We start from the raw sequence: 26,054 nt of genomic DNA, 5'->3' as shown, positions 1-26,054 counted from the left end.
CTTCGCTTTCATCTCGTTTGCACAGGAGATGCTGTGATGACAGAGACCCGGACCCAAGCGACAGAGCCACCGCGACGAACCGCCGAAAGCATGGCGCAGGCCGAAGGAGTGCCCGGCAAGCCGCGCCCGGTCCGTCATGAAGAGCTGATGGAGATTCGTCGCGTCAGCAAGCGTTTCGACGGCGTACTGGCGGTGGATGATGTCAGCCTGTCGATTCGTCGCGGCGAGATCTTCGCCCTGTTGGGCGGCTCCGGCTCGGGCAAGTCGACGCTGCTGCGCATGCTGGCCGGCTTCGAGAAGCCCAGCGAAGGTCAGATCGTGCTCGATGGGGAAGATATCACCGCCATGCCGCCCTACGAGCGGCCGATCAACATGATGTTCCAGTCCTACGCCCTGTTTCCGCACATGACGGTGGCGCAGAATATCGCCTTCGGCCTCAAGCAGGACAAGCTGCCTCGACGCGAGATTGGCGAGCGTGTGGCCGAGATGCTCAAGCTGGTGCACATGGAGGCCTACGCCCGGCGCAAGCCGCACCAGCTCTCCGGCGGCCAGCGACAGCGCGTGGCGCTGGCCCGGTCGCTGGCCAAGCGACCCAAGCTGCTGCTCCTCGATGAGCCGATGGGGGCGCTGGACAAGAAGCTGCGCACCGAGATGCAGCTCGAGGTGGTGCAGATCCTGGAGCGTGTCGGCGTCACCTGCATCATGGTTACCCACGACCAGGAGGAGGCCATGACCATGGCCGACCGCGTGGCGATCATGGCTGATGGCTGGATCGCCCAGGTGGGAACGCCGATGGACGTCTACGAGAGCCCGGCCAACCGCATGGTGGCCGAGTTCGTGGGTACGGTGAACCTGTTCGAGGGCGAGATCGTCGTCGATGAAACCGACCACTGCATCATCGAGAGCCCCGCGCTCGGCTGCTCGATTCGCATCGGCCACGGTGTCAGCACCCAGGCCGACGAACGTCGGGTGTGGGTGGCGGTGCGTCCGGAAAAGACCTGGCTGACCCGCGAACGTCCGTCGGGCGAAACCAACTGGGCGGCCGGTATCGTCGAGGACATCGCCTACCTCGGCGGTTTTTCGGTCTACTACGTGAGGTTGGAGGGCGGCCACCTGGTCAAGGCCAGCATGACCAATACCGAGCGCCGCGGCGACCGGCCGCGCTGGGACGAGCCGGTATTCGTTCACTGGGACGACCAGAGCGCCGTCATTCTGCACGACTGATCGAGACGCCGGGAGATCCGCATGACTCACGTAACCGCTCGCCTGCGGCGACTGCTCAAGCCCGGCCGTGGCTGGATCATCGCCGTCCCGCTGCTGTGGCTGACCCTATTCTTCCTGCTGCCGTTCGGCATCGTACTCAAGATCAGCCTCTCCGAGGCTGCCATCTCGATACCGCCTTACGGCCCTATCTTCGACTATGCCAACCAGACGCTTAACGTCATCGTGACGTTCGGCAACTACCTGTTCCTGGCCACCGACACGCTGTATGTCTCGGCCTATTGGGGCTCGGTGAAGATAGCCCTGCTGGCCACCGTGCTGTGCCTCGCGCTCGGTTATCCCATGGCCTATGCCATGGCCCGCGCCCCGGCCCACTGGCAGCTGGTGTTGCTGCTGCTGGTGATGCTGCCGTCGTGGACCTCGTTCCTGATTCGCGTCTATGCCTGGATGGGTATCCTCAGCAACAACGGCTTGATCAACAATCTGCTGATATGGGCTGGGTTGATCGATTCGCCGATTCGCATGCTCAACACCAACTTCGCCGTGATTCTGGGAATCGTCTATGCCTACCTGCCGTTCATGGTGCTGCCGCTCTATGCCAACCTGACCCGGCTCGACACCTCGCTGCTGGAGGCGGCCTCGGATCTCGGTTCGCGCAAGCTCAACACCTTTCTCACCGTGACGCTGCCGCTGTCGAAGGGCGGCATCATCGCCGGCTCGATGCTTGTGTTCATCCCGGCGGTGGGGGAGTACGTGATCCCGGAGCTGCTGGGCGGGCCCAATACGGTAATGATTGGCAAGGTGCTGTGGGAAGAGTTCTTCCACAACCGTGACTGGCCGGTGGCTTCGGCACTGGCGATGGTGATGCTGGCGATCCTGATCGTGCCTATCGCCCTGTTCCACCGCTACCAGTCCCGCGAGCTGGAGGAGTGACCATGCGCAAGCCATCCTTCACCACCGTGATGCTGATCGTCGGGCTCGTCTTCCTCTATCTGCCGATGCTCATCCTGGTGATCTACTCCTTCAATTCGTCGCGTCTGGTCACCGTATGGGCGGGCTTCTCGGCGCACTGGTATGTCGAACTGTTTCGTGACGAGCAGATCCTCTCGGCCATATGGACTAGCCTGCGCATCGCCTTCTTTTCCGCCTCCATGGCGGTGTGCCTGGGCACGTTGGCCGCCTTCGTGATGGTGCGCTTCGCCCGTTTCCGCGGCAAGACGGCGCTCTCCAGCATGGTCACTGCGCCGCTGGTGATGCCCGAGGTGATCACCGGCCTGTCGCTGCTGCTGCTGTTCGTGCACATGGCGCAGCTGATCGGCTGGCCAGCGGACCGCGGCATGGTCACCATCTGGATTGCCCACACCACCTTCTGCAGCGCCTATGTGGCGGTGGTGGTGGCCTCACGTCTGCGCGAGGTGGACCTGTCGATCGAGGAGGCGGCCATGGACTTGGGGGCCCGCCCGGTGCGTACTTTCTTCCAGATCACCCTACCGGTGATTGCGCCGGCGCTGGCGGCGGGATGGCTGCTGGCTTTCACCCTGTCGCTCGATGATCTGGTGATCGCCAGCTTCGTCTCCGGTCCCGGTGCGACCACGCTGCCGATGGTGGTGTTCTCTTCGGTGCGCCTTGGCGTCTCGCCCAAGATCAACGCCCTGGCCACGCTGATCATCCTGGCGGTATCGCTGGCCACCTTCATCGCCTGGTACCTGATGCGGCGCAGCGAGGCAAGGCGGCGGCAGGCGATGTTGCAGGATATGACGGCAGGAAGATAATTTTTTTCTTTGAGCATGAGGTAGTTATGTCGATCCAAGCCAATGCCGAGCATGTGGCGTCCTACTATGCTGCCACAGCCAACCCCGCGCCGGAGCGCCCCGCCCTGGTCGGCGACATCGAGTGCGAGGTGTGCGTGGTGGGGGCGGGCTTCACCGGTATCTCGGCGGCCCTGCACTTGGCCGAGCAGGGGTTGGAGGTGGTCGTGCTCGAGGCCGCCCGCGTCGGCTTCGGCGCTTCCGGGCGCAACGGCGGCCAGATCGTCAATAGCTACAGCCGCGATATGGACGTGATCGAGGCCAGGTACGGTGCCGACACCGCGCGGGCCTTGGGCGATATGGCCTTCGAGGGCAATCGCATCATTCGTGATCGTATCGCCGGCTACGAGATCGCCTGCGACCTGAAGCAGGGCAACCTGTTCGCCGCCTGCAACCGCAAGCAGCTCGAGGGGTTGCGCGAGCACAAGGCGCTATGGGAGCGCTATGGCAACCGTCAGCTGGAACTGCTGGAGGGCGAGGCCTACCGGCGCGAGATCGGCAGCGAACGCTATGTCGGTGCACTGGTGGATCATTCCGGTGGCCACCTGCATCCGCTCAATCTGGTATTGGGCGAGGCCGCTGCGTTCGAGTCGCTGGGCGGCAAGATCCATGAGCAAACCCCTGTGCTCGAGGTGCGTCACGGTGAGAGCGTCACGCTGCGTACGCCGAGTGGCAGCGTGACCGCACGGCGCGTGGTGATGGCCGGCAACGCCTACCTGCAGGGCATCTTGCCGGAGCTGGAGGGCAAGTCGATGCCCTGTGGTACGCAGATCATCACCACCGAGCCGCTGCCAGAGGCGCTGCGTCGCGAGCTGATCCCTCACGACATGGCGGTGGAGGATTGCAACTACCTGCTCGACTACTACCGCTTCACCGCCGACGGCCGCCTGCTCTACGGTGGCGGGGTCAACTACGGCGGCCAGGATCCGGCGGATATTGCCGCGGTGATTCGTCCCAAGATGCTCAAGACCTTTCCGCAGCTGGCCGATGCGCGCATTGACTTCGCCTGGAGCGGCAACTTCCTGATGACGCTCAATCGATTGCCGCAGTTCGGTCGCCTTAACGACAATGTCTATTATGCCCAGGGCTACTCGGGGCACGGGGTGACCTGCTCGCACCTGGCCGGCAAGTTGGTCGCCGAAGTGATGCGCGGCGAGGGCGAGCGATTCGAGGCCTTTGCCGGCCTGCCGCACCTGCCGTTCCCCGGTGGGCGATTGCTGCGCGTGCCGCTCTCGGCGCTCGGAGCATGGTACTACGCCACGCGGGACCGGCTCGGCTGGTGAGGTGTCGCCAGCGGCGGACACCGGGGCAGAAAATGTGAAAGCCGTTGCGTCGCGCTTAACGTCTCCCTACCGCTGCGTATACTGAAGTCATTCCCGGGCGGCATGGAGTGCCGCTCGTCACGTCTCTTCTCTTGCACATCGTATCGAGCCGAGCCTTATAAGCCCGGGGCGGCATATCGCCCTGCAGGAGGAGCGTGATGAACAAGTCGATCGTGATCGGAGCGACGCTGAGCGTATTGGGACTGGGTGGCCTGGGCTACGGCGCCTGGCAGGTACAGCAAGCGCCCAGGGAGAGCGGGCCGCAGTTCGCCGAGGTCGTGGCGGTGCAGCCGGTGACGCGCAGCGTCGAGACGCCGCGCGAGGTGTGTGAGGACGTGGTGGTCCAACAGCAAGCCCAGGCGCCCAGCCGCGATCCCCATCGCATCGCCGGTACGGCAGCGGGGGCCGTGATTGGTGGCTTGCTCGGCAACCAGGTCGGTGGCGGCAGTGGCAAGACCCTGGCCACCGTGGCGGGGGTGGTGGGCGGCGGCTTTGCCGGGCGCGAGATCCAGGGGCGTATCGAGGCCAACCAGACCCAGACCTACACCACCACGCAGCGACAGTGCCACACCGTCATGGATACCCGGGAGGAAACCGTCGGCTATGACGTCACCTGGCGCCACGGCGACCTTACCGAGGTGTCCCGCCTGGACCATCAGCCGCAGGGTGATCGCGTGCTGCTCGAGGAAGGGCAGCCACGTTGGGACCTTCCGCTGGCCACCAGCGATGGTTGATCACTCTTCCTCGTGTCGCCCCGGCTTCGGTCGGGGCGCTGTCATTTGCTCCGCCCCCGCGAGAGTGCGCACTCGTCAAACGTGACGCAGGTACCAGGCGTACTCCAGCTGGCTTACCGTCTGCATGGCTTGTTCACGCTCGGCGCGCCGGTTGGCAGCGAAAACGTGAACGAACTCGCGGCCCAGAGCGCTCTTGAGCGGCTCGCAGGCTTCCAGCAGGTCGATCGCCTGTTGCCAACTGTTGGTCAAAGAGGGCCCGAACTGCTCATAGGCGTTACCCTCGACGGGCGCAGGCGGCGTCAACTGTTCCGCGATGCCGTGCTCGATGCTTGCCAGCAGGACGGCTAGCAGCAGGTATGGATTGACATCGGCCCCAGCGACCCGGTGCTCGATACGGCGTGCGTCGTTGTTGCCGGAGGGGATGCGTAGGGCCACCGAGCGATTGTCGAATCCCCAGGTCGGGGCCATGGGGACATAGAGCCCAGGCTGGAAGCGCCGGAACGAGTTGAGGTTGGGCGCAAAGATGGCCATCGAGGCCGGCATCAGCTCCAGCAGTCCCGCCACGGCCCAGTGGAGCGTTTGGCTGCCGAGGAGATCGCCGTTGTCGGCGGCGAAGACATTGCGGTCGCTGGCGTCGAGCATGCTGAGGTGCACGTGGGTGCCGTTACCTGCCTCGAGGCCGTAGGGCTTGGCCATGAAGGTGGCCTCGAAGCCGTGATTCAGCGCCACGCCCTTGACCAGTCGCTTCAGCAGGACGGCACTGTCACACGCTCTGAGTGCATCGTTGCAGTGGCCGAGGGTGATCTCGAACTGGCCCGGCGCGCACTCCTTGAGCGCCGTGTCGAGCGGCAGGTTCTGGAGCTCTGCCGCCCGCTGCACGTCTTCCAGGAAAGCCGCATACTCGTCGAGCTCGTCGATGGAATAGAGCTGGCTCTGGCTGGCGCGCTCGCCGTTGCGCGGTGAGCGTGGTGGCTGTATCCACCCCTCTGGGGTACGTTCGCGGTCGAGCAGATAGAACTCCATCTCCACTGCCGCCACCGGCGTCAGGCCCCGCTCGTGCAGTCGCTGCAACTGTCGTGACAACACCTGGCGCGGGTCGGCGAAGAAGGGCGAGTCGTCGGGCTCGACCATGGTCATCAGCACTTGGCCCTGACGGCCATTGCGCAGCCAAGGCGATGGCAACAGCGTACCCTCGAGGGGGCGACATATCCTGTCTCCGTCTCCGCTGGCGAGGCCGAGGCCGGTCGCCTCGATGGTATGGCCGTTGATGTCCAGGGCGAAGACCGAGGCCGGCAGGTTGATGCCGTCACGGCAGACCTTGTCCAGCTTGTCGCGCGGGATGCGCTTGCCGCGCATGACACCGTTGAGATCGCTGATCAGCAGATCGATGCTGTCGATGGCAGGGTGGCGCGCGAGAAACTCCCGGGCCTGGTCGGCGCTGAGCGGCGGCATGGGGCACCTGTCACTGTCGCTGGTTCGTCATTAATGCCTATCTTTCGTCGACGATCCTGTGTTGTCAAATCTTTTACGGATTGTCGATGCGGATTGCTGATGCTTTTCCGCAAAAAGCCTTGCGTGTGTAGCTTGAGCAAGGGGCTGTGGGGCCGGGGGTGGATTTTTTTGCCTCGATAGTGGAAAGTTTAATCAACACAGTTCTGCCAACCTGATTTCGAGGAGGCCGCCATGCCGAACCGACCCCTGGTGGGCGTCATCGCCTGTCGCCGAGAGGTGGAGGGCCACCCTGCCCACGTGGTGACCGACAAGTACCTGAGTGCACTGCGCTCCTATGGCCTGGCGCCGGTGGTGCTGCCGGTCTGGCAGGATGCTCTGGACGGCGACCTGCTCGCGCATCTGGACGGCCTGCTATTGACCGGCAGCTACTCCAACGTCGACCCCGCCCGCTACGGGGCAAAGCGCGCACGGGAGAACACCCGCGACGACCTGCACCGCGATGCCGCCGCGCTGGCCTGGATACCCGCCGCCATTCGTCAGGGCCTGCCGCTGCTGGGGATCTGTCGCGGCTTCCAGGAGCTCAACGTAGCCTACGGCGGCACGCTGCACCAGGCGGTGCAGAACGTGCCCGGCCTTGCCGACCACCGCGAGCCAGAAGCCGACTACGCGACCCGCTATGCGCCTGCGCATGACATCGAGGTTTGCGCCGGAGGCCGCCTGGCAGCGCTGTACGTCGAGCCGCATGCAACGGTCAACTCGCTGCACCAGCAGGGTATCGATCGCCTGGGTGACGGGTTGAAAGTGGAGGCGACGGCGCCGGACGGGCTGATCGAGGCGATATCGGTGGTCGCAGCCCCGGCCTTCGCCCTGGCGGTTCAGTGGCACCCCGAATGGCGTACACAGGAGCATCCGCTCTATCACGCCCTGTTCGAGGGCTTCGCCGCTGCCTGTCGTGCTCATTTTTTCGACCGCGCCGTTGCCGAGTCGCTATCCATCTGAGCAGGAGAATACCCATGCAGACCCAGACCTACCGCCAGTTGGATCGTGACCACCACCTGCACCCCTTCACCGACTTCAAGGCACTGGCGGAGGAGGGTAGCCGCATCGTCACTCACGCCGAGGGTATCTATATCCATGACAGCGAGGGCCATCGCATCCTCGACGCCATGGCCGGGCTGTGGTGCGTCAACCTCGGCTATGGTCGCGAGGAACTGGTCGAGGCGGCCACCGCGCAGCTGCGCGAACTTCCCTACTACAACAACTTCTTCAAGAGCACCCATCCGCCGGCGGTGAAGCTGGCCGAGGCGCTGAGCCGGCTGGCACCGCCGCACATGAACCGGGTGTTCTTCACCGGCTCGGGTTCCGAGGCCAACGATACCGTGCTGCGCATGGTGCGGCGCTACTGGGCCCTGGAAGGCAAGCCCGACAAGCAGTGGGTGATCGCGCGCGAGAACGCCTACCACGGCTCCACCGTGGCCGGCCTGAGCCTGGGCGGCATGGCGCCGATGCATGCCCAGGGCGGCCCGACGGTGCCGAAGATAGCCCATGTGCGCCAGCCCTATTGGTTTGGGGAAGGGCGCGATACCAGCCCCGACGCCTTCGGCCGCGAATGCGCCGCGGCGCTCGAGGCCAAGATCCAGGAGCTCGGCGAAGAGAACGTTGCCGCCTTCATCGCCGAGCCGGTGCAGGGAGCTGGCGGTGCCATCATCCCGCCGCAGAGCTACTGGCCGGCCGTCAAGGAGGTGCTGGCCAGGTACGACATCCTGCTGGTAGTCGACGAGGTGATCTGTGGCTTCGGTCGCCTGGGCGAGTGGTTCGGCAGCGTGCATTACGGCCTCGAACCCGACCTGATGCCGATTGCCAAGGGGCTCTCGTCCGGTTACCTGCCGATCGGTGGCGTGCTGGTGGGCGACCGCGTGGCCGAGACGCTGATCGAGCGCGGCGGTGAATTCTTCCACGGCTTCACCTACTCCGGCCATCCCGCCTGTGCCGCCGTGGCGCTGAAGAACCTCGAGCTGATGCAGGCCGAGGGCATCGTCGAGCGGGTACGGGACGACGTTGGCCCCTATCTCGCCGAGCGCTGGGCCGCACTGGCCGATCATCCCTTAGTGGGCGAGGCGCGCTCGCTGGGGTTGATCGGTGCGCTGGAGCTGATCGATCCGACCACCGGCGAGCGCTTTGCCAAGTCGCTCGGTGCCGGCACCCTGTGCCGCGACATCTGCTTCGATCATGGCCTGGTGATGCGCTCGGTGGGTGATACGATGATCATTTCGCCGCCGCTGGTGATCACCCGCGCCGAAATCGATGAACTGGTGCGCCTGGCCCGCGAGGCGCTGGATGAGACCGCGCGGCGGCTGGCCGCACGCGAGCAGGCGGATGAGTCACCCTTTAGAGAGGAGTCCGGATCGTGAGCCGTACGTCATCTCCACGCACCCTGGCCGACTGGCAGGCCCTGGCAGCCGAGCTAGCCTTCGAATCGCGCGCCTTCATCGACGACACCTTCGTCGCTGCCGAGAGCGGCGACACCTTCGAGTCGCGCAATCCGGCCACCGGCGAGCTGCTGGCCCAGGTGGCCAGCTGCGACGAACCCGACGCCGAGCGCGCCGTTGCGGCGGCTCGTGAAGCCTTCGCCGGCGGCGCGTGGTCGCGCCTGGCGCCGGGCAAGCGCAAGAAGACCCTGCTGCGTCTGGCCGAGCTGATGGAGGCCCACAAGCACGAGCTGGCGCTGCTCGACACCCTCGACATGGGCAAGCCCATCACGAGCTCGCTGGGCGACATGGCCGGCGCCATCGGCTGCATCCGCTACCAGGCCGAGTGCATCGACAAGCTCTACGGCGAGGTGGCGCCCACCGGCGAGGAGAGCCTGGCCCTGGTACTGCGCGAGCCGATCGGCGTGGTGGCGGCCATCGTGCCGTGGAACTTCCCGCTGATGATGACCGCCTGGAAGATCGCCCCGGCGCTGGCCGCCGGCAACAGCGTGATCCTCAAGCCCTCGGAGAAGTCGCCGCTATCGGCGCTGCGCCTGGCCCAACTGGCCAAGGAGGCCGGCCTGCCCAAGGGCGTGTTCCAGGTGCTGCCGGGCTTCGGCCACACCGTGGGCAAGGCCCTGGCGCTCTCCATGCAGGTCGACTGCCTGGCCTTCACCGGCTCCACCGCGGTGGGCAAGCAGCTGATGCAGTACGCCGGGCAGTCCAACCTCAAGCGGGTCTACCTGGAGTGCGGCGGCAAGTCGCCGAACCTCGTCTTCGCCGACTGCAAGGACCTTGATCAGGTGGCCAGCCATGCCGCTGCGGCGATCTTCCACAACCAGGGCGAAGTGTGCATCGCCGGCTCCCGGCTGCTGGTGGAGAATTCGATTCGCGACGACTTCGTCGAGCGGGTGCTGAAAGCCGCCGAGACCATGCAGCCGGGCGATCCGCTGGACCCGGCGAGCTTTATGGGCGCCATCGTCGACGAGGCCCAGCACCGCCGCATCCTCGACTACATTCGCCAGGGCGTGGAGGAGGGCGCGCGGCTGCGCAGCGGCGGCCAGGCCATCGACGGGCCGGGGCTGTTCATCCCGCCGACGGTGTTCGACGGCGTGACGCCGCAGATGACCATCGGCCGCGAAGAGATCTTCGGCCCGGTGCTGGCGGTGTTCGGCTTCGACAGCGAAGACGAAGCCATCGCCATGGCCAACGACACGCCCTACGGCCTGGCGGCGGGGCTGTGGAGCCAGGACATCGACCGCATCATGCGCGTGACGCGGCGGCTGCAGTCGGGCCAGGTGTTCGTCAACAACTGGGCCGGTGGCGACCAGACCATGCCCTTCGGCGGGGTCAAGCAGTCGGGCAACGGGCGCGACAAGTCGCACCACAGCCTGGAGGAGTACTCCGAACTCAAGAGCGTGTGGATCAATCTCGCTACCTGAGCGAGCCTCTCGGAAGAGGATCTTCTACAGCGACGAGGCCGGCCCCATGGGGCCGGCCTCGTGGTTTCTGTGGCTGCCGCGAAGCTGATCAGCCGCGACCGCCGCCGGCACCACCGCCGGCACCACCACCGCCGCCGGCACCACCACCGCCGGCACCACCACCGCCGGCACCACCGCCGCCCCCGGCACCATCGCCGCCGGCACCGCCAGCGTTAGCGGCGCCCATGCCACCGGCATTCCCGCCGGCAGCACTCCCGTCGGCCTGGTCAGGTGCCTCGGTGCTGCGCCCGCCGCTGGCGGTGCCGCTGACGGTTTGGCCGTCGACTCCGCCCTGGCTCACCGCCTCCTGGGCGGTCTCCAGGCCAAAGCTGGCTGCTTCTGGGGTCTCTTCGCTGGCCGTATCGAGGCTTTCCAGTGCCTGCTCTCGAGTCTCGGGCTGGCTCTCCTCAACGACAACTCCGTTATCGAGTTCCTCAGTCGTTGCCGGACCTTCCTGGGCGAGAACTGTCAATGGCAGGGTGCCAGCCACGAGTGCCATGCCGATCAGGTGTTTTCCAAGCATTGTCGCGCTCCTATTGAATCGCTGTGTCCAGCTTCGCTAAGGCCTTCGCCCGCCTGCGTGTGGTCTCTTCTCAAGGGAGCCTGTTAATAGCATGCTCCAAGGGGCGAAGTTCGACAAGCGAGTGCCTCAGCGTGGCCGCCTAGACTGGGGCTGCTGCTGGGTAATGCAGTGGATATTGCCGCCGCCGAGCAGGATCTCCCGGGCCGGTACGCCGATCACACGACGGTCGGGAAACAGCCCCTGGAGAATGTCGCGGGCCTGCTCGTCGCGGCGCGGATCGAGCAGCGGCATGACCACCACCGTGTTGCCGATGTAGAAGTTGACGTAGGAACCGGCCATGCGGTCACCGGGGCGCCGCGGGTGGGAGCTGCTCAACCGGTCGATGCCACTGGCTTCGTCCTCCTCGATGAACAGCGGGCCCGGCTGGGGCAGCTTGTGCACACGCAGCTTGCGGCCCTTGGCATCGGTCGACGATTCCAGCGCCTGCAGGGCTTCCCGACAGATGGCGTGCTGGGGATCGGTCTCGTCGTCGCACCAGCTCATCGCCACCTCGCCGGGGGCGACGAAGCAGCACAGGTTGTCCACGTGGCCGTCGGTCTCGTCCAGGTGGCAGCCCCGAGGCAGCCAGACCACCTTCTCGATACTCAGGGTGTCGCGCAGCACCCGCTCCATTGCCTCGCGGTTCATGCCGGGATTGCGGTTGGGATTGAGCAGGCATTCCTCCGTGGTCAGCAGCGTACCCTCGCCATCGACATGGATTGCGCCGCCCTCCAGCACCACCGGGGCGGTGAAGCGGGGAATACCGAGCATCTCGGCGATCTTGGTGCGAATGCGCCGGTCCTTGTCCCAGGGGAAGTAGAGCCCTCCGTCGAGGCCGCCCCAGGCATTGAATTGCCAATCGACCATGGCCAGGCGACCGTCTGGGTGGGTAAGGAAAGTGGGACCCACGTCGCGCATCCAGGCGTCATTGCTCGAAATCTCCACCACCCTCACCTGCGGCGGCAGCTGGTGGCGGGCGTTCTCGTATTGCTCGTCGTTGACGCCGACGTAGACCGTCTCGCTCTCGGCGATGGCGGTGGCCACCTCGACGAAGGCCTGCTGGGCCGGCTTGGCGCCGAAGCGCCAGGTATCCGGTCGCTGGGGCCACAGCATCCAGCAGGCGTCGTGAGGGGCGAACTCGGCGGGCATGGCATAGCCCTGAGCCTTGGGCGTCGAGTCGGCGAGTGCGGTGGCATTCATCGGTACGTTCATGGGGATTCTCACATTAGCCCGGCCAACAGGAAGATGGCGGCCGAAATGCCGGCGGCGATCAGGACATAGGGAAGCTGGGTCAGCGCGTGAGCCATGGGCGTGCAGCCGGAACCCTGGGCGGAAAGGACCGTGGAGTCGCCATAGAAACAGGCGTGGCTGCCGAAGGCGCTGGCCGAAATCAGGGCACCGATCACCAGCGGCATATGGGCATCCATACTGGCCGCCAGCGGCAGCACGATGGGCAGCGCCACGGCGAATAGCCCCCAGAAGGAAGCGGTGGCGAAGGCCAGGAAGGCCATTGTCACGAACACCACTACCGGCAGCATGCCCGGCGTCATCAGCGGCTGCACAGTAGCGATCACGTAGTCTGTGAGCCCGAGCATGTCGTTGACTTCCTTGAGGGCGAAACCGGCCACCAGGGTGCCCAGCGGCATGATCATCGCCTTGAAGCCGTCCAGGGCGGTATCGAAGGTATCGTGGAAGCTGAGCAGGCGTTGCACGCCGATCAGCACCAGAGTCACGGCCAGTGCCACGATCACTCCGCGCAAGATGTCGATATCGTAATACCAGGTGAAGAAGACCAGCGTGACGATAGGCAGCAGGAAATTGAGCAGGTGAGGCCGCTTGCGCCCATCGTCCGCCACTTCCAGGGCGCCGTCGTCGACCCCTGTCGGAATCGGCTGTCCGGCGGCGGCACGGGCTTCGGCGGCCTTCATGGGTCCGAAATCGGGGAGCCAGCCGAGGGCTACCAGCGGCACCAGCGCCGCTGCCACCCAGGCGTAGAACATGAAGGGGATCGCTTCAATATAAAGCTGCATGCCGTTGCCGGTCACGTCGTTGTCTTCCAGCAGGCCGGCGAAGAACACGGCCCAGGTGGAGAAGGGCACCAAGATGCAGATCGGGGCCGCGGTGGAGTCCACCACGTAGGCGAGCTTCTCTCGCGAGATGTTGAAGCGGTCGGTGATCTTCTTCATCGAGGCGCTGATGGTCAGCGCGTTGAGGTAGTCATCGACGAAGATGATTAGACCGAGTACCCAGGTGGCCAGCAGGCTCTGGCGGCGGCCGTGGATGCGCCGGGTGACGGCATCGCCGAAGCTCAATACGCCGCCTGTCTTGACCAGCAGGGCGATCAGGCTGCCGAACAGGCCACAGACCAGAATGATCCAAGTGACGGTATCGTTGCCCAGCACCGTCAGGAGGATATCCGAACCCTGCGACACCACTGTGGTGGGATCTATCATCAGCAAGCCCACCAGGGCGCCCGTGAGCAGCGACTCGATGGTGCGTCGGGTGAGGATAGCCATGCCCAGCACCACGGCGGTGGGTAACAGGCTGTAGACGCCATAGTCGTCGCCGTCGATCAGTGCCAAGCCGCTGAGGCTGGCAATCAGCAAGATACCGAGAAACAGCAGGCCGCCCTTGGTGGAGCCGCCAACGCTATGGGGGTGGGCCGTCGGGCCCGTAGGAGAGTGTGTCATGGTCGTCAACCTTTGTTGTTGTACGTTGCTCTATTGGTAGCATCGCTGGCAGCAGCCGGCGGGTTACAGATAACCGTCCTTGCGTAGCGATGCCGTGGTCGCGGCGAAAGCCTCGTCGAGGATCGCCACCACCCGATCCACCACGTCGCGATCCCAGATCAGCGGCGGCGAGATGATGTTGAGATGGCCCACCGGGCGGATGATCAGGCCGCGTTTCTGGGCCTCGGCGGCGACCCGGTCACCGACCCGTGCCTCCACCGGCAGCAACTTCCTGGTGGCCTTGTCGGCGACGTTCTCGATGGCCAGCATGAAGTGGCTGCCCCTCACGTCGCCGACGGTTTCATGATGCGAAAGCGTCTTTAGCTGCCGCTCCAGGTAGGGCCCCACTTCGCGCACGTTCTCGCAGATGCCTTCTCGCTCGATGATCTCGATGTTCTTGAGCGCCGCGGCACAGCTCACCGGATGGCCGGAGTAGGTGAAGCCGGTGCTCAGCACGCCGCCCTTGCGCTGGGGGGTGCCCAGCACCTCGTAGATCGCATCGGAGATCAGCGTGGCGCCCAGCGGGGCATAGCCGGAGGAGAGCCCCTTGGCGCAGTTGATGATGTCCGGCTGGGTGTCGAACACCGCCTCGGAAGCGAAGAAGTGGCCCAGGCGACCGAAGCCGGTGACTACTTCGTCGGCAATATAGAGAATGTCGTGGGCGCGACACACCGCCTGCATGCGGGCATGGTAGCCCTGAGGTGCCATCAGCACGCCGCCGGCGCCCATGATCGGCTCGGCAATGAAGGCGGCGATGTTGCCGGCACCGATATCGGCGATGGTCTCCTCCAGTTCGGCCACCAGGTGATCGCAGTAGTCCGCCTCGCTCATCCCCGCCGGGCGGCGGTAGCAGTTGGCCTCGCTGAGGTGGGTCACCAGGTGGTCGAGTGTATCGAAGTCCCAGTTGTTGCTTTCGATGCCGGTTAGGGTGGCGGCCAGGTAAGTGGTGCCGTGATAGGCGTTGTTGCGTGACAGAATACGCTTCTTGTTGGGCTTGCCCAGCCGGTTGAAGTAGTAGTGCACCAGGCGGATCGTGGCGTCGTTGGCCGCCGAGCCGCCGCAACTGAAGAAGACATGGTTGAGGTTTGCCGGTGCCAGCTCGGCAAGTTTGGCGGCAAGTTCTGCCGCAGGCGCGTTCGACAGATTGTTGAAAGTGGAGAAATAGGCCATGCGGGTGGCCTGCTCGGCCATGGCCTGGCCGATCTCGGCGCGGCCATGACCGACGTTGACGCACCACAGGCCGGCGATGCCATCGATGAAGCGGTGGCCGTGGATGTCCTCGACGTAGATGCCGTCGCTGTCGACGATCAGGTCGCAGCCCTTCTCATGAAACAGGCTGAAGTCGGTAAACGGATGGATGAAGTGATCCCTGTCCTTCTGCCACAGCGCCTGGGCATCGTAGCTCCGGGGTGGCGTGCGGGTTGCGGTGGTCATGGTTGGCCTCGCGTGTCGATGTCGTTGTTGGTGTGTGCTGCATTGAGGTCAGGATCAGACTAGCGAGGGGGTGGTAGCGGGGAACATATCCTGATTGGGGTATATCGGTTCCGCGACGGGTCGGCCTAGGGTTGGGATATAAAGACAAAGGGAGGCAACCTGCATGAGCGTTTCCATCGACGGCCAGCGGCTCTGGGCGAGCTTGATGGCCATGGCCGAGATCGGCCCCACCGAAAATGGCGGCAGCTGTCGCCTCGCATTGACCGAAGAGGACGCCACCGGGCGGCGACTGCTGATCGAGTGGTGCGAGGCGCTCGGCTGCACGCTGCGCGTCGACCGGGTCGGCAACCTCTTTCTCCGTCGCCCCGGCAAGCGCGATGACCTCGATCCAGTGGCCACCGGCAGCCACCTCGACACCCAGCCCAAGGGCGGTCGTTTCGACGGCATTCTCGGGGTGCTGGCGGGGCTCGAGGTATTCCGCACCCTCCATGACCATGACATCGTCACCGAACGTCCTCTGGAGCTGGTGGTCTGGACCAACGAGGAGGGCAGCCGCTTCGCCCCGGCCATGGTCGCTTCCGGCACCTATGCCGGCGAGTTCAGCGTCGAGTCGACCCTGGCACGCAAGGATCGCGACGGCGTCTCCTTCGGCGAGGCGCTGTCTGCCTGCGGCTTCGCCGGCGAGCTGCCGGTGGGCGAACCGCAGCTCGACGCCTTCTTCGAGCTGCACATCGAGCAGGGGCCGGTGCTGGAGCAGGAGGGTGAGGCCATTGGCGTGGTCACCGGCGTGCAGGGCATGCGCTGGTTCGACGTCACCCTGCGCGGTCAGTCGGCCCATGCCGGGCCTACGCCGATGCGCTACCGCCACGATGCCCTGGCCGCCGCGGCGCGCCTGATCGATCGCCTGCAGGCGCAGGCCATGGCCGACAACAGCGGTGCCACCAAGGTCACTTTCGGCTGCCTGGAGATCGACAGCCCCTCGCGCAACGTGATTCCCGGCGAGGTGCGACTGAGCGTGGATCTGCGCCATGTCGACGAGGGCGAGTTGAATGCTCTGGAGGCCCGCTATGACCAAGAGCTGGCCGCCGCGGCCGAGACCTTCGGCGTGGAAGCGGCCAGCGAACGGATCTGGGCCTCGCCGGTGGTCGACTTCGACGCCGGCTGCATCGAGGCCGTGGAGCGCGCCGCCCGCACACAGGGGGTGCCGTACCGGCGCATGATGAGCGGTGCCGGCCATGATTCGGTCTATGTCTCGCGGGTAGCGCCGACCGCGATGATCTTCATTCCCTGTCGTGACGGCATCAGCCACAACGAGGCCGAGTACGCCACGCCAGAGCACTGCGCCCTGGGTGCCCAGGTGCTCTGCGATGCCCTGCTGGAACGCGCCAACCCTCAAGGAGGTGCGCAATGAGCTTCGAAGCCCCCGGAACTCGCGACGATTGGCACGCCCTGGCACACTCCTTGGTCCCGGAGAGTCGCGCCTTTATCGACGACGCCTTCGTCGACGCCGACAGCGGCGACACCTTCGAATCGCGCAACCCGGCCACCGGCGAGCTGCTGGCCCAGGTGGCCAGCTGCGACGAACCCGACGCCGAACGCGCCGTTGCGGCGGCTCGTGAAGCCTTCGCCGGCGGCGCGTGGTCGCGCCTGGCACCGGGCAAGCGCAAGAAGACCCTGCTGCGCCTGGCCGAGCTGATGGAGGCCCACAAGCACGAGCTGGCGCTGCTCGACACCCTCGACATGGGCAAGCCCATCACGAGCTCGCTGGGCGACATGGCCGGCGCCATCGGCTGCATCCGCTACCAGGCCGAGTGCATCGACAAGCTCTACGGCGAGGTGGCGCCCACCGGCGAGGACTCCCTGGCCCTGGTGCTGCGCGAGCCGATCGGCGTGGTGGCGGCCATCGTGCCGTGGAACTTCCCGCTGATGATGACCGCCTGGAAGATCGCCCCGGCGCTGGCCGCCGGCAACAGCGTGATCCTCAAGCCCTCGGAGAAGTCGCCGCTATCGGCGCTGCGCCTGGCCCAGCTGGCCAAGGAGGCCGGCCTGCCCAAGGGCGTGTTCCAGGTGCTGCCGGGCTTCGGCCACACCGTGGGCAAGGCCCTGGCGCTCTCCATGCAGGTCGACTGCCTGGCCTTCACCGGCTCCACCGCGGTGGGCAAGCAGCTGATGCAGTACGCCGGGCAGTCCAACCTCAAGCGGGTCTACCTGGAGTGCGGCGGCAAGTCGCCGAACCTCGTCTTCGCCGACTGCAAGGACCTCGACCAGGTGGCCAGCCATGCCGCCGCGGCGATCTTCCACAACCAGGGCGAAGTGTGCATCGCCGGCTCCCGGCTGCTGGTGGAGAATTCGATTCGCGACGACTTCGTCGAGCGGGTGCTGAAAGCCGCCGAGACCATGCAGCCGGGCGATCCGCTGGACCCGGCGAGCTTCATGGGCGCCATCGTCGACGAGGCCCAGCATCGCCGCATCCTCGACTACATTCGCCAGGGCGTGGAGGAGGGCGCGCGGCTGCGCAGCGGCGGCCAGGCCATCGACGGGCCGGGGCTGTTCATTCCGCCGACGGTGTTCGACGGCGTGACGCCGCAGATGACCATCGGCCGCGAAGAGATCTTCGGCCCGGTGCTGGCGGTGTTCGGCTTCGACAGCGAAGACGAAGCCATCGCCATGGCCAACGACACGCCCTACGGCCTGGCGGCGGGGCTGTGGAGCCAGGACATCGACCGCATCATGCGCGTGACGCGGCGGCTGCAGTCGGGCCAGGTGTTCGTCAACAACTGGGCCGGTGGCGACCAGACCATGCCCTTCGGCGGGGTCAAGCAGTCGGGCAACGGGCGCGACAAGTCGCACCACAGCCTGGAGGAGTACTCCGAACTCAAGAGCGTGTGGATGGCACTAGCCCCCTGAGCACTCGCCTTCGATACGGTCTTCGACATGCCGACTCCCTGCCACGGGAGCCGGCTTTTTTGCGAGCGTCATACCGCCTGCTGGCGCGATACCAGGGCCACGTGGTCGAGGAACAGCCGAAACAGCTGCGACTGGCTGGAGACCTCCAGGCGCTGGTAGATGTGCTTGCGGTGAACCTTGACCGTGCCGTCGCTGATATCGAGCTCCCGGGCTGCGGATTTGGTCGAATGGCCGGCCAGCAGCAGGCGCACGATTTCCTGTTCGCGAGTCGTCAGTATCCCGGCGCCGAAGCTGGCGAGTGCGACTTCCACCGGCTCCTGCTCGGCCAGGCGCTGCTGGAACTGGTTCCCCTGCCATTTCCAATATTCGACCAGCAGCGCTTCCGCCATGGGCGAGAGGTGGCGCAAGGCTTGCAGGGCACGCCGGGTCAGCGGTGGCGACTTGGCACCGAACCCCAGCGACACGGCAATGACCACCTCCTCATCCACTCGGCAGAAGATGCCGACTTCATCGACCAGGCCCAAGGCACGATAGTAATGAGCGTAGTACTCACTGGCTTCGAAGCGATCCGGGGCCAGCTCGCGTAGGCGATGGGCGCCCTGATCCAGGCCGTTGCTCACTGCCGTGAAGAAGGGATCGAGCAGATAGGCCTGGCTCAGGTAGCGCTCGACACCCTGCTCGTGGCGATGCGGCGGGTAGTCGTCGTGGATCAGCAGCGGTTGCCGGCGGCCACGATAGGCGTTGATCAGTACGGTTTCGTGACCCACCAGCTCGCGTAGCGTCTGGTCGAGCCGGGCGGGTAGGTCGGGGGTTGCCGCCGTGCGCAGCAGGCGAGCCAGCTGCTGGTGCCAAGCATGGCTTTCGGAACGGGCAAGGAAGTCGAGCATTGCAGGTGCATCAGTAGAGTCTGGCTTTCACGATAGCATGGCCCTGCGTTGATGCCTGGACGCCGTTCGTTGATGGCTGAGCTGAGGACGAAACGTTGAGCGATGCCAGGCTGGGCGCGATGCAGGCCGTGACAAACTCGGCGGTATTGAGGAGACTTGCGAGCTATCCCTTTGCTGCAGCAGGAGAATACCCTTGACCGATCTCACCGCCCTGCTGACCTCCCTGCCCCAGGGCATTGTCCTGATGGCTGCCGCGTTGGCGGCGTTCCTGTTTGCCTTCGGCCTGGCCGGCTGGCTTGCGGCCCGCCGCCAGCGCGCCGAAGCGCAACGTCACGAGGCCGCTCTGGCCGCTCTCCGGGAGCGCCTCGCCGAGCGTGAGCAGCGCCTCGACCAGCTTCAGCGCGAGCTGGGCGAGGTACAGGTCAGTGAAGCGCGCCTGGCCACCATGCTGGAACAGAAGCAGCAGCACTTCGAGGCGCAGCTGGCCCTGCTACGCGACAGCCGCGACCAGCTGCGCCAGGAATTCGAAAACCTGGCCAACGAGATCCTCGAACGCAAGGGGCGCGCCTTCTCGGAGCTTTCCCAGCAGCGCATCAGCGGCCTGCTGCAGCCGATCCAGGCCGAGATGAAGGGCTTTCGCGAGAAGGTCGAGACGATCCACCGCCACGACACCGAGCAGCGCGCCGGTCTGCGCGCCGAGCTGCGCCACCTGCAGGCGCTCAATCGTGAGATCACCGATCAGGCCGAGCGCCTGACCCAGGCGCTGCAGGGCCAGAAGAAGGTGCAGGGCAACTGGGGCGAGCTGATGCTCGAGAACGTGCTGGAGGGTTCCGGCCTGCGCCCCGGCAAGGATTACCAACGTGAGGTGAGTTTCACCACGGCCGAGGGTCGCCGGCGGCCCGATGCGGTGGTCTACCTGCCCCAGGGGCGTCACCTGGTGATCGACGCCAAGACCTCATTGTCGGCCTACGTGCGCTACGTCAACGCCGAGGACGAACACGAGCGCGGGCTGGCCCTGGCGGCCCATGCCAGGGCGGTGGGCGAACGTATCGCCGAGCTTGCCGACAAGCAGTACTACGACCTGCCGGGCCTCAACTCGCCCGACGTGGTGATCATGTTCATTCCGGTGGAATCGGCCTACGTCGAGGCGCTCAAGCACGACGAGACGCTTTATCAGCGTGCCATCGAGCACAACGTGCTGGTGGCGACTCCCACCACGCTGCTGACCAGCCTCAACGTGGTGCGCCAGCTGTGGCGTTTCGAGGATCAGAGCCGCCACAGCGCCGAGCTCGCCAGCCGCGCCGAGAGGTTCTACAACAAGCTGCGCCTGTTCCTCGAGAGCATGCAGGAGGTGCAGGCGAAACTCGACGGCGCTCGCGACAGCTACGACCGCGCCATGGGGCAACTGGTCAATGGCCGCGGCAACCTGATCAAGCAGGCCGCCGAGTTTCAGGAGCTGGGGGTGGCGGTGAAGAAGGAGCTGCCCGCCGAATTGGTTGAACGGGCGGGGCTGGAGCTGGAAAGCGAGCGCCCCCGTACGACCGTGCCGGACGGGGGCGCTGTGGAGTAACCGGCTGCGTCTACCGGCAGGGTCGGGTCAGAAGCTAGCCCATTCGGGCTCAGGCTTGTGGCCTGTCAGCTGCAGCTGAGGCAGGAAGGGCGAGGAAGCATTCCTGGGCGCTGTCTCGATCCCTGCGCTGCGCTGCCCAGGATTCGTCGGCAACTGGAAGGCAGACATGGCCGTCATCAGCTGCCGTGCATGCTGGCGGAGGTTGTCGGCCGCCGTAGCGCTCTCCCCGACCAGCGTAGCGTTCTGCTGGGTGACCCGGTCCATCTCGGCCACGGCGGTGCCGGCTTCCTGCACCCCGGCGCTCTGTTCCACGCTGGCCTGGCTGATCTCGCGCATCAGTTGGCTGACCCGTGCAATAGCCGCAACGATCTCCTCTGTGGCCTGGCGTGCTTCCGTGGCCCGGGCATTACCGCTCTTCACGCGCTCGATGTTGCTGGTGATCAGTTCATTGATTTCGCTAGCGGCATCGGCGCTCTTCTGGGCCAGCTTGCGCACTTCTGCAGCGACCACGGCAAAGCCACGGCCATGTTCGCCGGCACGTGCTGCCTCCACCGAGGCGTTGAGCGCCAGGATGTTGGTCTGAAAGGCAATGTCGTCGATGGTCGAGATGATCGTTGCGATCTCGCCGGCGCTCTTGTCGAGCTCATCCATTGTTGCTGCCATTTGCTCGATTGCGTTGCCTCCCTGGCGGGCCGTATGCGATGCGTTTTCGGCCTCACGGCTGGCCTGACCGGCGTTCTCGGTATTCTGCACCACGGCACCGTTGAGCTCCTCCATGGCCGAGGCGGTCTGGGTCAGGGCGCTGGCCTGCTGCTGGGTACGTGAGGCGAGATCGGTATTGCCCTCGGCAATCTGCTCGCTGTTGCTGGCCACCGCTTCGGCGGCGGCTCGTACCTGGGATACGATGTCTTGCAGCTGGCGTGCCATCCCCACCTGGGCGGCCATGATGCTGCGCTCGTCGTTCTTGCGCAGGCGCCCGGCAGTGGCCAGCTCGCCGCGGCCGATCGCTTCCGCGAAGGCGCGCACCTCATGCGGCTCGGCGCCCAGCTCGCGCAGCAACTGACGGGCGAGCAGGTAGGCGATGCCGCCCCCCACGAGCAAGGCTGCAAGGCACAAGGCCAGCATCAGCATCTGGAAGCCGGCAGCGGTATCGCGGGCCAGGGCGCTGTCGGCGGCACTTTCGGCCTCCTGGTGGTCGATGAAGGCATTGATGCTGTCGAGCCAGGCGAAGAAGGCGGGGCCGGCGGCGCTGAGCAGCCGCTCCCGGGCTGCGACGAGATTCCCTTGTTCGCGCTGTTGCATGACCTCTGCCGCCAGGCGCTGGGTGGATTCGGCCTGACGCTCCACGGCGGCCAGCAGCTCCCGCTCACGTGGCGTGACGCTTTCGCGCGTCATTTGGCTCATGCCGCTGGCAGCGAGTCGATAGTCGTCGGCCAGGACCTGGTAGTCGTTCTGCAGCGCTGCCAATTCCGGTTGTGTCTCCACCAGAGTCATGTCGCGCAGCAGGATAGCGCGGTCATGCACGCTACCCCGCCAGTCGATGGCGTGACGCAGCTTGACGCCATTGACGTCGTTGATGGTGGTAAGGCTGCGGTCGATACGGTTGACCTGCACGATGCCGATGGCAGTGAGCAGCACGATCAGGGCGAGCACGGCGGAAAAGCCGAGAAGCAAACGGGTGCGGATGCCGAGCCGGGCAAGGCTGGCGCTGATGGCCTTCATGATGTCGTTCCTTCTGCGTGGAGGGGCGTGCAATTGTTATACAAGGCATACTCTATAGGGCACGCAAAAAGTTGTACAATCATTTGACACTATTTGTGCCATAGCCACGTCATAGCCACGTAGAGGGTCGGTTGATAGCAGTATCCAGCTATTAGAATTAAAAAACCTGCCGTACAGGGCAGGTCCTTTGAAAAACTTGTACAGGAAGGGGTGGTGCTGGTCGGCTTGGCTAGAAGGTGCGGGCCGGCGTGCAGCAGCTCACCAGTCGGCAGGAGGCCTTGCCGGGGTTGCGGAAGCGGTGGGGTACGTTGGTATCGAAGTAGTAGGCCTCGCCGGGCCCGAGCAGGCGGGTCTCGGCGCCGATGGTGATCTCGATCTCGCCCTCGAGCACCACACCGGCTTCTTCGCCCTGGTGGGCAATCATCTCGCGACCGGTGTCTGCACCGGGGGGGTAGGTCTCGATCATGAACGCCAGGGCACGGCTGGCGCGATTGGCGCCGACCAGCTTGTAGATGACTTCGCCGCTGCCTACGTCGGCCAGCTCCTCGGCGGAGTAGAAGACCTGATTTCGGCTCTCCATGTCCAGCGTGAAGAAGTCCCCGACGCTGATGGGTATGGCATCGAGGATCTTCTTCAGCGAACTGACCGAGGGGCTGACCTTGCCCTGCTCGATGAGCGACAGGCTGGAGTGGGTGACCCCACAGCGCTTGGCCAGCTCGCGCTGGGAGATGCCGCGCAGGGTGCGCAGCGCACGCAGACGTGTGCCTACATCATCCGACATGCTGTTTCCTCGTCGTGGGGAGCCGGCGCTGTCGCTGACGCGACAGCGCCTTGTGACCTAGCAGAGCGCGTCCAGCTTTTCCTTCAGCAGCGCATTGACCTGCTGCGGATTGGCGGTGCCGCGCGAGGCCTTCATCACCTGGCCGACGAAGTAGCCGATCATCTTGCCGCGCTTGTCCGGCTCGGCATCGCGATACTGAGCGACCTGGGCCGGGCTGTCGGCGATGACCTGGTCGATCATCGCCTCGATGGCGCCGCTGTCGGTGACCTGTTTGAGCCCCTGGGCCTCGATGATGTCGTCGGCACGGCTGCCCTGGCCGTTCCACAGCGCCTGAAACACCTGCTTGGCGGCCTTGCCGTTGATGGTGTCGTCGATGACGCGGACGAGCAGTTCACCGAGCTGGCGGGCCGAGACCGGGCTGTCCTTGATCGACAGGCCTTCGCGGTTCAAGGCGCCCGAGAGTTCGCCCTGGACCCAGTTGGCGGCCTGCTTGGCATCGCCGCAGACGTCCTTGACCTCGTCGAAATAGTCGGCCATCTCGCGGGTGGCGGAGAGCACGCTGGCGTCGTAGGCCGACAGGCCCAGTTCGTTCTCGAAGCGGGTACGCTTCTCTGCGGGCAGCTCCGGCAGGTTGTCGCGCAGGTGATCGATGTAGGCCTGGTCGAGCACCACCGGCAGCAGGTCGGGGCAGGGGAAGTAGCGATAGTCGTTGGCTTCCTCCTTGGTGCGCATGCTGCGAGTCTCGTCGCGCTCGGGATCGAACAGGCGGGTTTCCTGCACCACCTTGCCACCATCCTCGAGCAGCTCGATCTGGCGCTCCACCTCGAAGGCGATGGCGCGCTCGACGAAGCGGAAGGAGTTGACGTTCTTGATTTCGGCACGGGTGCCGAAGGCTTCCTGGCCCTGGGGGCGTACCGAGACGTTGACGTCACAGCGCATCGAACCCTCGGCCATGTTGCCGTCGGAAATGCCGAGGTAGGTAACGATGGAGTGGATGGCCTTGAGATAGGCGGCGGCCTCTTTCGCCGAGCGCATGTCGGGCTCGGAGACGATTTCGAGCAGCGGCGTGCCGGCGCGGTTGAGGTCGACACCGGTCATGCCGTGAAAGTCCTCGTGCAGCGACTTGCCGGCGTCCTCCTCAAGGTGCGCGTGGTGCACGCGAATCGGCTTGGTCGTGCCGTCCTCCAAGGTGATCTCGACAATGCCGGCACCGACGATGGGCTGGTACATCTGGCTGGTCTGATAGCCCTTGGGCAGGTCGGGATAGAAGTAGTTCTTGCGATCGAACACCGAAACCTCGGGGATCTCGGCATGGATGGCCAGGCCGAACTTGACCGCCATCGCCACGGCTGCCTCGTTGAGCACCGGCAATACCCCGGGCAGGCCCAGGTCGACGGCGCAGGCCTGGGTGTTGGGTTCGGCGCCGAAGGCGGTGGAGGCGCCGGAGAATATCTTCGAGCGGGTGGCGAGCTGGACGTGAACCTCCAGCCCGATCACGGTTTCCCATTGCATCAGGCGTTCTCCTCGGCGAAGGCGGGGCGTTGACGGTGCCAGTCGGTGGCCTGCTGGAACTGATGGGCGACGTTGAGCAGGCGCGCCTCGGTGAAGTGGCTGCCCAGTATCTGCAACCCGATGGGGCGGCTGCCGGCGAAACCGGCCGGTACGCTCATGCCGGGAATGCCTGCCAGGTTGATGGCAATGGTGTAAATGTCCTGCAGGTACATCGAGACCGGATCCTTCTTGGCGCCGAGATCGAAGGCCGGCGTGGGCGAGGCCGGGCCCATCAGTACGTCGACTTCCTCGAAGGCGTCGAGGAAGTCCTGACGGATCAGGCGGCGCACCTGCTGGGCCTTCTTGTAATAGGCATCGAAGAAGCCTTCGGAAAGCGTGTGGGTGCCGATCAGAATGCGGCGCTTGACCTCGTCACCGAAGCCCTCGGCGCGGCTGCGCTTGTACAGGTCGATCAGGTCGGCGGGGTTGTCGCAGCGATGGCCGAAGCGTACGCCGTCGAAACGCGACAGGTTCGATGAGGCCTCGGCGGGGGCGATGACGTAGTAGGCCGGGATCGCGTAGTGAGTGTGCGGCAGGCTCACCTCGCGCACGCTGGCGCCGAGCGATTCGAAGACCTTGATGGCCTCGCGGATCGCCGCTTCCACCTGGGGGTCGAGGCCGTCGCCGAAGTACTCTCGCGGCAGGCCGATCTTGAGACCGGCGAGAGGCGTGTCGAGCTCCTCGGTGTAATCCGGCACACCGCGTGCCACGCAGGTGGAGTCGCGCAGGTCGTGGCCGGCCATCGCCCCCAGCAACAGGGCGCAGTCCTCGGCGGAGCGGGCCATGGGGCCGGCCTGGTCGAGGCTCGAGGCGTAGGCGATCATGCCGTAGCGCGACACCCGCCCATAGGTGGGCTTGAGGCCGGTGATGCCGCAAAAGGCGGCGGGCTGGCGGATCGAGCCGCCTGTGTCGGTGCCGATGGCGGCCGGCACCAGGCCGGCCGCCACCGCCGCCGCGCTGCCGCCGGAGGAGCCGCCGGGCACGGCATCGAGATCCCAGGGATTCTTCACCGCACCGTAGTGGCTGTTCTCGTTGGAGGAGCCCATGGCGAACTCGTCCATGTTGGTCTTGCCCAGGCTGACGGTACCGGCGGCCTCCAGCTTCTCGACAATGGTGGCGTCGTAGGGCGAGATGAAGTTGTCGAGCATTCGCGAACCGGCGGTGGTCTTGACGCCCTGGGTACAGAAGATGTCCTTCAGCGCCAGGGGCAGGCCGGTCAGCGGCCCTGCCTCGCCCGCGGCACGCGCCTTGTCGGCGGCATCGGCGGCGACCAGGGCCTGATCGTAGGTGACGGTAATGAAGCTGTTGAGCTTGCCGTCGAGGCGGTCGATGCGGCCCAGCAGGTGTTGTGTCAGTTCGCGGCTGGAGAACTCGCCGGCTTCGAGCGAACGGGTCAGTTCGGCAAGGGTCTTGTCATGCATGCGG

At 65.5% G+C, this 26,054-nt stretch carries 21 protein-coding genes; 11 read left to right on the top strand and 10 right to left on the bottom strand.

All coding sequences use genetic code 11. The features are described from left to right. Nucleotides 1-147: 147 nt before the first annotated feature. From potA to HNO53_RS14050, 5 genes are all read left to right on the top strand, one after another. A complete protein-coding gene (potA, locus tag HNO53_RS14070; RefSeq protein WP_420827868.1) occupies nucleotides 148-1,224 on the top strand; it encodes a polyamine ABC transporter ATP-binding protein in 1,077 nt (358 codons plus the stop codon). Between the two features lie 21 nt (nucleotides 1,225-1,245). Beyond that, nucleotides 1,246-2,154, top strand: coding sequence for an ABC transporter permease subunit (locus tag HNO53_RS14065; protein WP_209473089.1), 909 nt, complete (start codon nucleotides 1,246-1,248; stop codon nucleotides 2,152-2,154). Between the two features lie 2 nt (nucleotides 2,155-2,156). Then, a complete protein-coding gene (locus HNO53_RS14060; protein ID WP_240549168.1) occupies nucleotides 2,157-2,993 on the top strand; it encodes an ABC transporter permease subunit in 837 nt (278 codons plus the stop codon). A 26-nt stretch (nucleotides 2,994-3,019) separates the two neighbouring features. Further along, the gene (locus HNO53_RS14055) at nucleotides 3,020-4,312 is read left to right on the top strand and encodes an NAD(P)/FAD-dependent oxidoreductase (RefSeq protein ID WP_209473087.1); all 1,293 of its coding nucleotides are present in this window, start codon (nucleotides 3,020-3,022) and stop codon (nucleotides 4,310-4,312) included. Between the two features lie 197 nt (nucleotides 4,313-4,509). Continuing rightward, nucleotides 4,510-5,085: a glycine zipper 2TM domain-containing protein gene (locus tag HNO53_RS14050; protein WP_209473085.1), complete on the top strand. Its 576-nt coding sequence runs from the start codon at nucleotides 4,510-4,512 to the stop codon at nucleotides 5,083-5,085. A gap of 75 nt (nucleotides 5,086-5,160) precedes the next feature. Here HNO53_RS14050 and HNO53_RS14045 read toward each other — a convergent pair whose 3' ends face one another. Further along, nucleotides 5,161-6,537, bottom strand: a complete 1,377-nt coding sequence (locus HNO53_RS14045) for a glutamine synthetase family protein (RefSeq protein ID WP_209473083.1) — start codon at nucleotides 6,535-6,537, stop codon at nucleotides 5,161-5,163. A gap of 231 nt (nucleotides 6,538-6,768) precedes the next feature. On the opposite strand from HNO53_RS14045, the gene HNO53_RS14040 reads away from it, so the two are divergent. Genes HNO53_RS14040 through HNO53_RS14030 form a run of 3 tightly spaced genes read left to right on the top strand, consistent with a single transcriptional unit; the run spans nucleotide 6,769 to nucleotide 10,447 of the window. Further along, nucleotides 6,769-7,536, top strand: a complete 768-nt coding sequence (locus tag HNO53_RS14040) for a gamma-glutamyl-gamma-aminobutyrate hydrolase family protein (protein WP_209473081.1) — start codon at nucleotides 6,769-6,771, stop codon at nucleotides 7,534-7,536. A 14-nt stretch (nucleotides 7,537-7,550) separates the two neighbouring features. Next, entirely contained in the window at nucleotides 7,551-8,948 is a 1,398-nt protein-coding gene (locus tag HNO53_RS14035) for an aspartate aminotransferase family protein (RefSeq protein WP_209473079.1), read from the top strand. Next, nucleotides 8,945-10,447, top strand: coding sequence for an aldehyde dehydrogenase (locus HNO53_RS14030; protein WP_209473076.1), 1,503 nt, complete (start codon nucleotides 8,945-8,947; stop codon nucleotides 10,445-10,447). The genes HNO53_RS14035 and HNO53_RS14030 overlap by 4 nt, the downstream gene beginning before the upstream one ends. A gap of 88 nt (nucleotides 10,448-10,535) precedes the next feature. Here HNO53_RS14030 and HNO53_RS14025 read toward each other — a convergent pair whose 3' ends face one another. The 4 genes from HNO53_RS14025 to HNO53_RS14010 all read right to left on the bottom strand — a co-directional run bounded on the left by HNO53_RS14025 (nucleotide 10,536) and on the right by HNO53_RS14010 (nucleotide 15,211). Beyond that, nucleotides 10,536-11,009 carry a hypothetical protein gene (locus HNO53_RS14025; protein ID WP_209473074.1) on the bottom strand — a complete coding sequence of 158 codons (474 nt, stop codon included), beginning with the start codon at nucleotides 11,007-11,009 and terminating at the stop codon, nucleotides 10,536-10,538. A 126-nt stretch (nucleotides 11,010-11,135) separates the two neighbouring features. Then, on the bottom strand, nucleotides 11,136-12,260 hold the full coding sequence (aguA, locus tag HNO53_RS14020; protein WP_240549167.1) for an agmatine deiminase: 1,125 nt from the start codon (nucleotides 12,258-12,260) through the stop codon (nucleotides 11,136-11,138). A gap of 8 nt (nucleotides 12,261-12,268) precedes the next feature. Then, on the bottom strand, nucleotides 12,269-13,738 hold the full coding sequence (locus HNO53_RS14015; protein ID WP_209473072.1) for a Na+/H+ antiporter NhaC family protein: 1,470 nt from the start codon (nucleotides 13,736-13,738) through the stop codon (nucleotides 12,269-12,271). Between the two features lie 63 nt (nucleotides 13,739-13,801). Next, nucleotides 13,802-15,211, bottom strand: a complete 1,410-nt coding sequence (locus HNO53_RS14010; RefSeq protein WP_209473069.1) for an aminotransferase — start codon at nucleotides 15,209-15,211, stop codon at nucleotides 13,802-13,804. Between the two features lie 163 nt (nucleotides 15,212-15,374). Here HNO53_RS14010 and HNO53_RS14005 point away from each other — a divergent pair, with 163 nt between their 5' ends. Continuing rightward, nucleotides 15,375-16,622 carry a M20 family metallo-hydrolase gene (locus HNO53_RS14005; protein ID WP_209473068.1) on the top strand — a complete coding sequence of 416 codons (1,248 nt, stop codon included), beginning with the start codon at nucleotides 15,375-15,377 and terminating at the stop codon, nucleotides 16,620-16,622. Beyond that, complete coding sequence (locus tag HNO53_RS14000; RefSeq protein WP_209473066.1) at nucleotides 16,619-18,118, top strand: aldehyde dehydrogenase; 1,500 nt, start codon at nucleotides 16,619-16,621, stop codon at nucleotides 18,116-18,118. Before HNO53_RS14005 ends, HNO53_RS14000 begins: the two co-directional genes overlap by 4 nt. A 68-nt stretch (nucleotides 18,119-18,186) precedes the next feature. On the opposite strand, the gene HNO53_RS13995 is transcribed toward HNO53_RS14000, so the two are convergent. Next, entirely contained in the window at nucleotides 18,187-19,005 is an 819-nt protein-coding gene (locus HNO53_RS13995) for a helix-turn-helix transcriptional regulator (RefSeq protein WP_209473064.1), read from the bottom strand. A 193-nt stretch (nucleotides 19,006-19,198) separates the two neighbouring features. On the opposite strand from HNO53_RS13995, the gene HNO53_RS13990 reads away from it, so the two are divergent. Further along, nucleotides 19,199-20,575, top strand: a complete 1,377-nt coding sequence (locus tag HNO53_RS13990) for a DNA recombination protein RmuC (RefSeq protein WP_209473062.1) — start codon at nucleotides 19,199-19,201, stop codon at nucleotides 20,573-20,575. Between the two features lie 27 nt (nucleotides 20,576-20,602). Here HNO53_RS13990 and HNO53_RS13985 read toward each other — a convergent pair whose 3' ends face one another. From HNO53_RS13985 to gatA, 4 genes are all read right to left on the bottom strand, one after another. Continuing rightward, nucleotides 20,603-22,297, bottom strand: coding sequence for a methyl-accepting chemotaxis protein (locus HNO53_RS13985; protein ID WP_209473060.1), 1,695 nt, complete (start codon nucleotides 22,295-22,297; stop codon nucleotides 20,603-20,605). 229 nt (nucleotides 22,298-22,526) lie between these two features. Beyond that, nucleotides 22,527-23,078 (bottom strand): cupin domain-containing protein, encoded by a 552-nt coding sequence (locus tag HNO53_RS13980; protein ID WP_209473058.1) that lies wholly within the window; start codon nucleotides 23,076-23,078, stop codon nucleotides 22,527-22,529. Nucleotides 23,079-23,135: 57 nt separating this feature from the next. Next, nucleotides 23,136-24,590: an Asp-tRNA(Asn)/Glu-tRNA(Gln) amidotransferase subunit GatB gene (gene gatB / locus HNO53_RS13975; RefSeq protein ID WP_209473056.1), complete on the bottom strand. Its 1,455-nt coding sequence runs from the start codon at nucleotides 24,588-24,590 to the stop codon at nucleotides 23,136-23,138. Further along, nucleotides 24,590-26,050, bottom strand: a complete 1,461-nt coding sequence (gene gatA / locus HNO53_RS13970) for an Asp-tRNA(Asn)/Glu-tRNA(Gln) amidotransferase subunit GatA (RefSeq protein ID WP_209473054.1) — start codon at nucleotides 26,048-26,050, stop codon at nucleotides 24,590-24,592. Before gatA ends, gatB begins: the two co-directional genes overlap by 1 nt. Nucleotides 26,051-26,054 lie beyond the last annotated feature (4 nt).

Origin of the sequence: Billgrantia antri (genome assembly GCF_017868935.1) — a bacterium.
GTDB classification, from domain to species: Bacteria; Pseudomonadota; Gammaproteobacteria; order Pseudomonadales; family Halomonadaceae; genus Halomonas; species Halomonas antri.
This window is presented reverse-complemented; position numbering and strand designations above follow the sequence as displayed.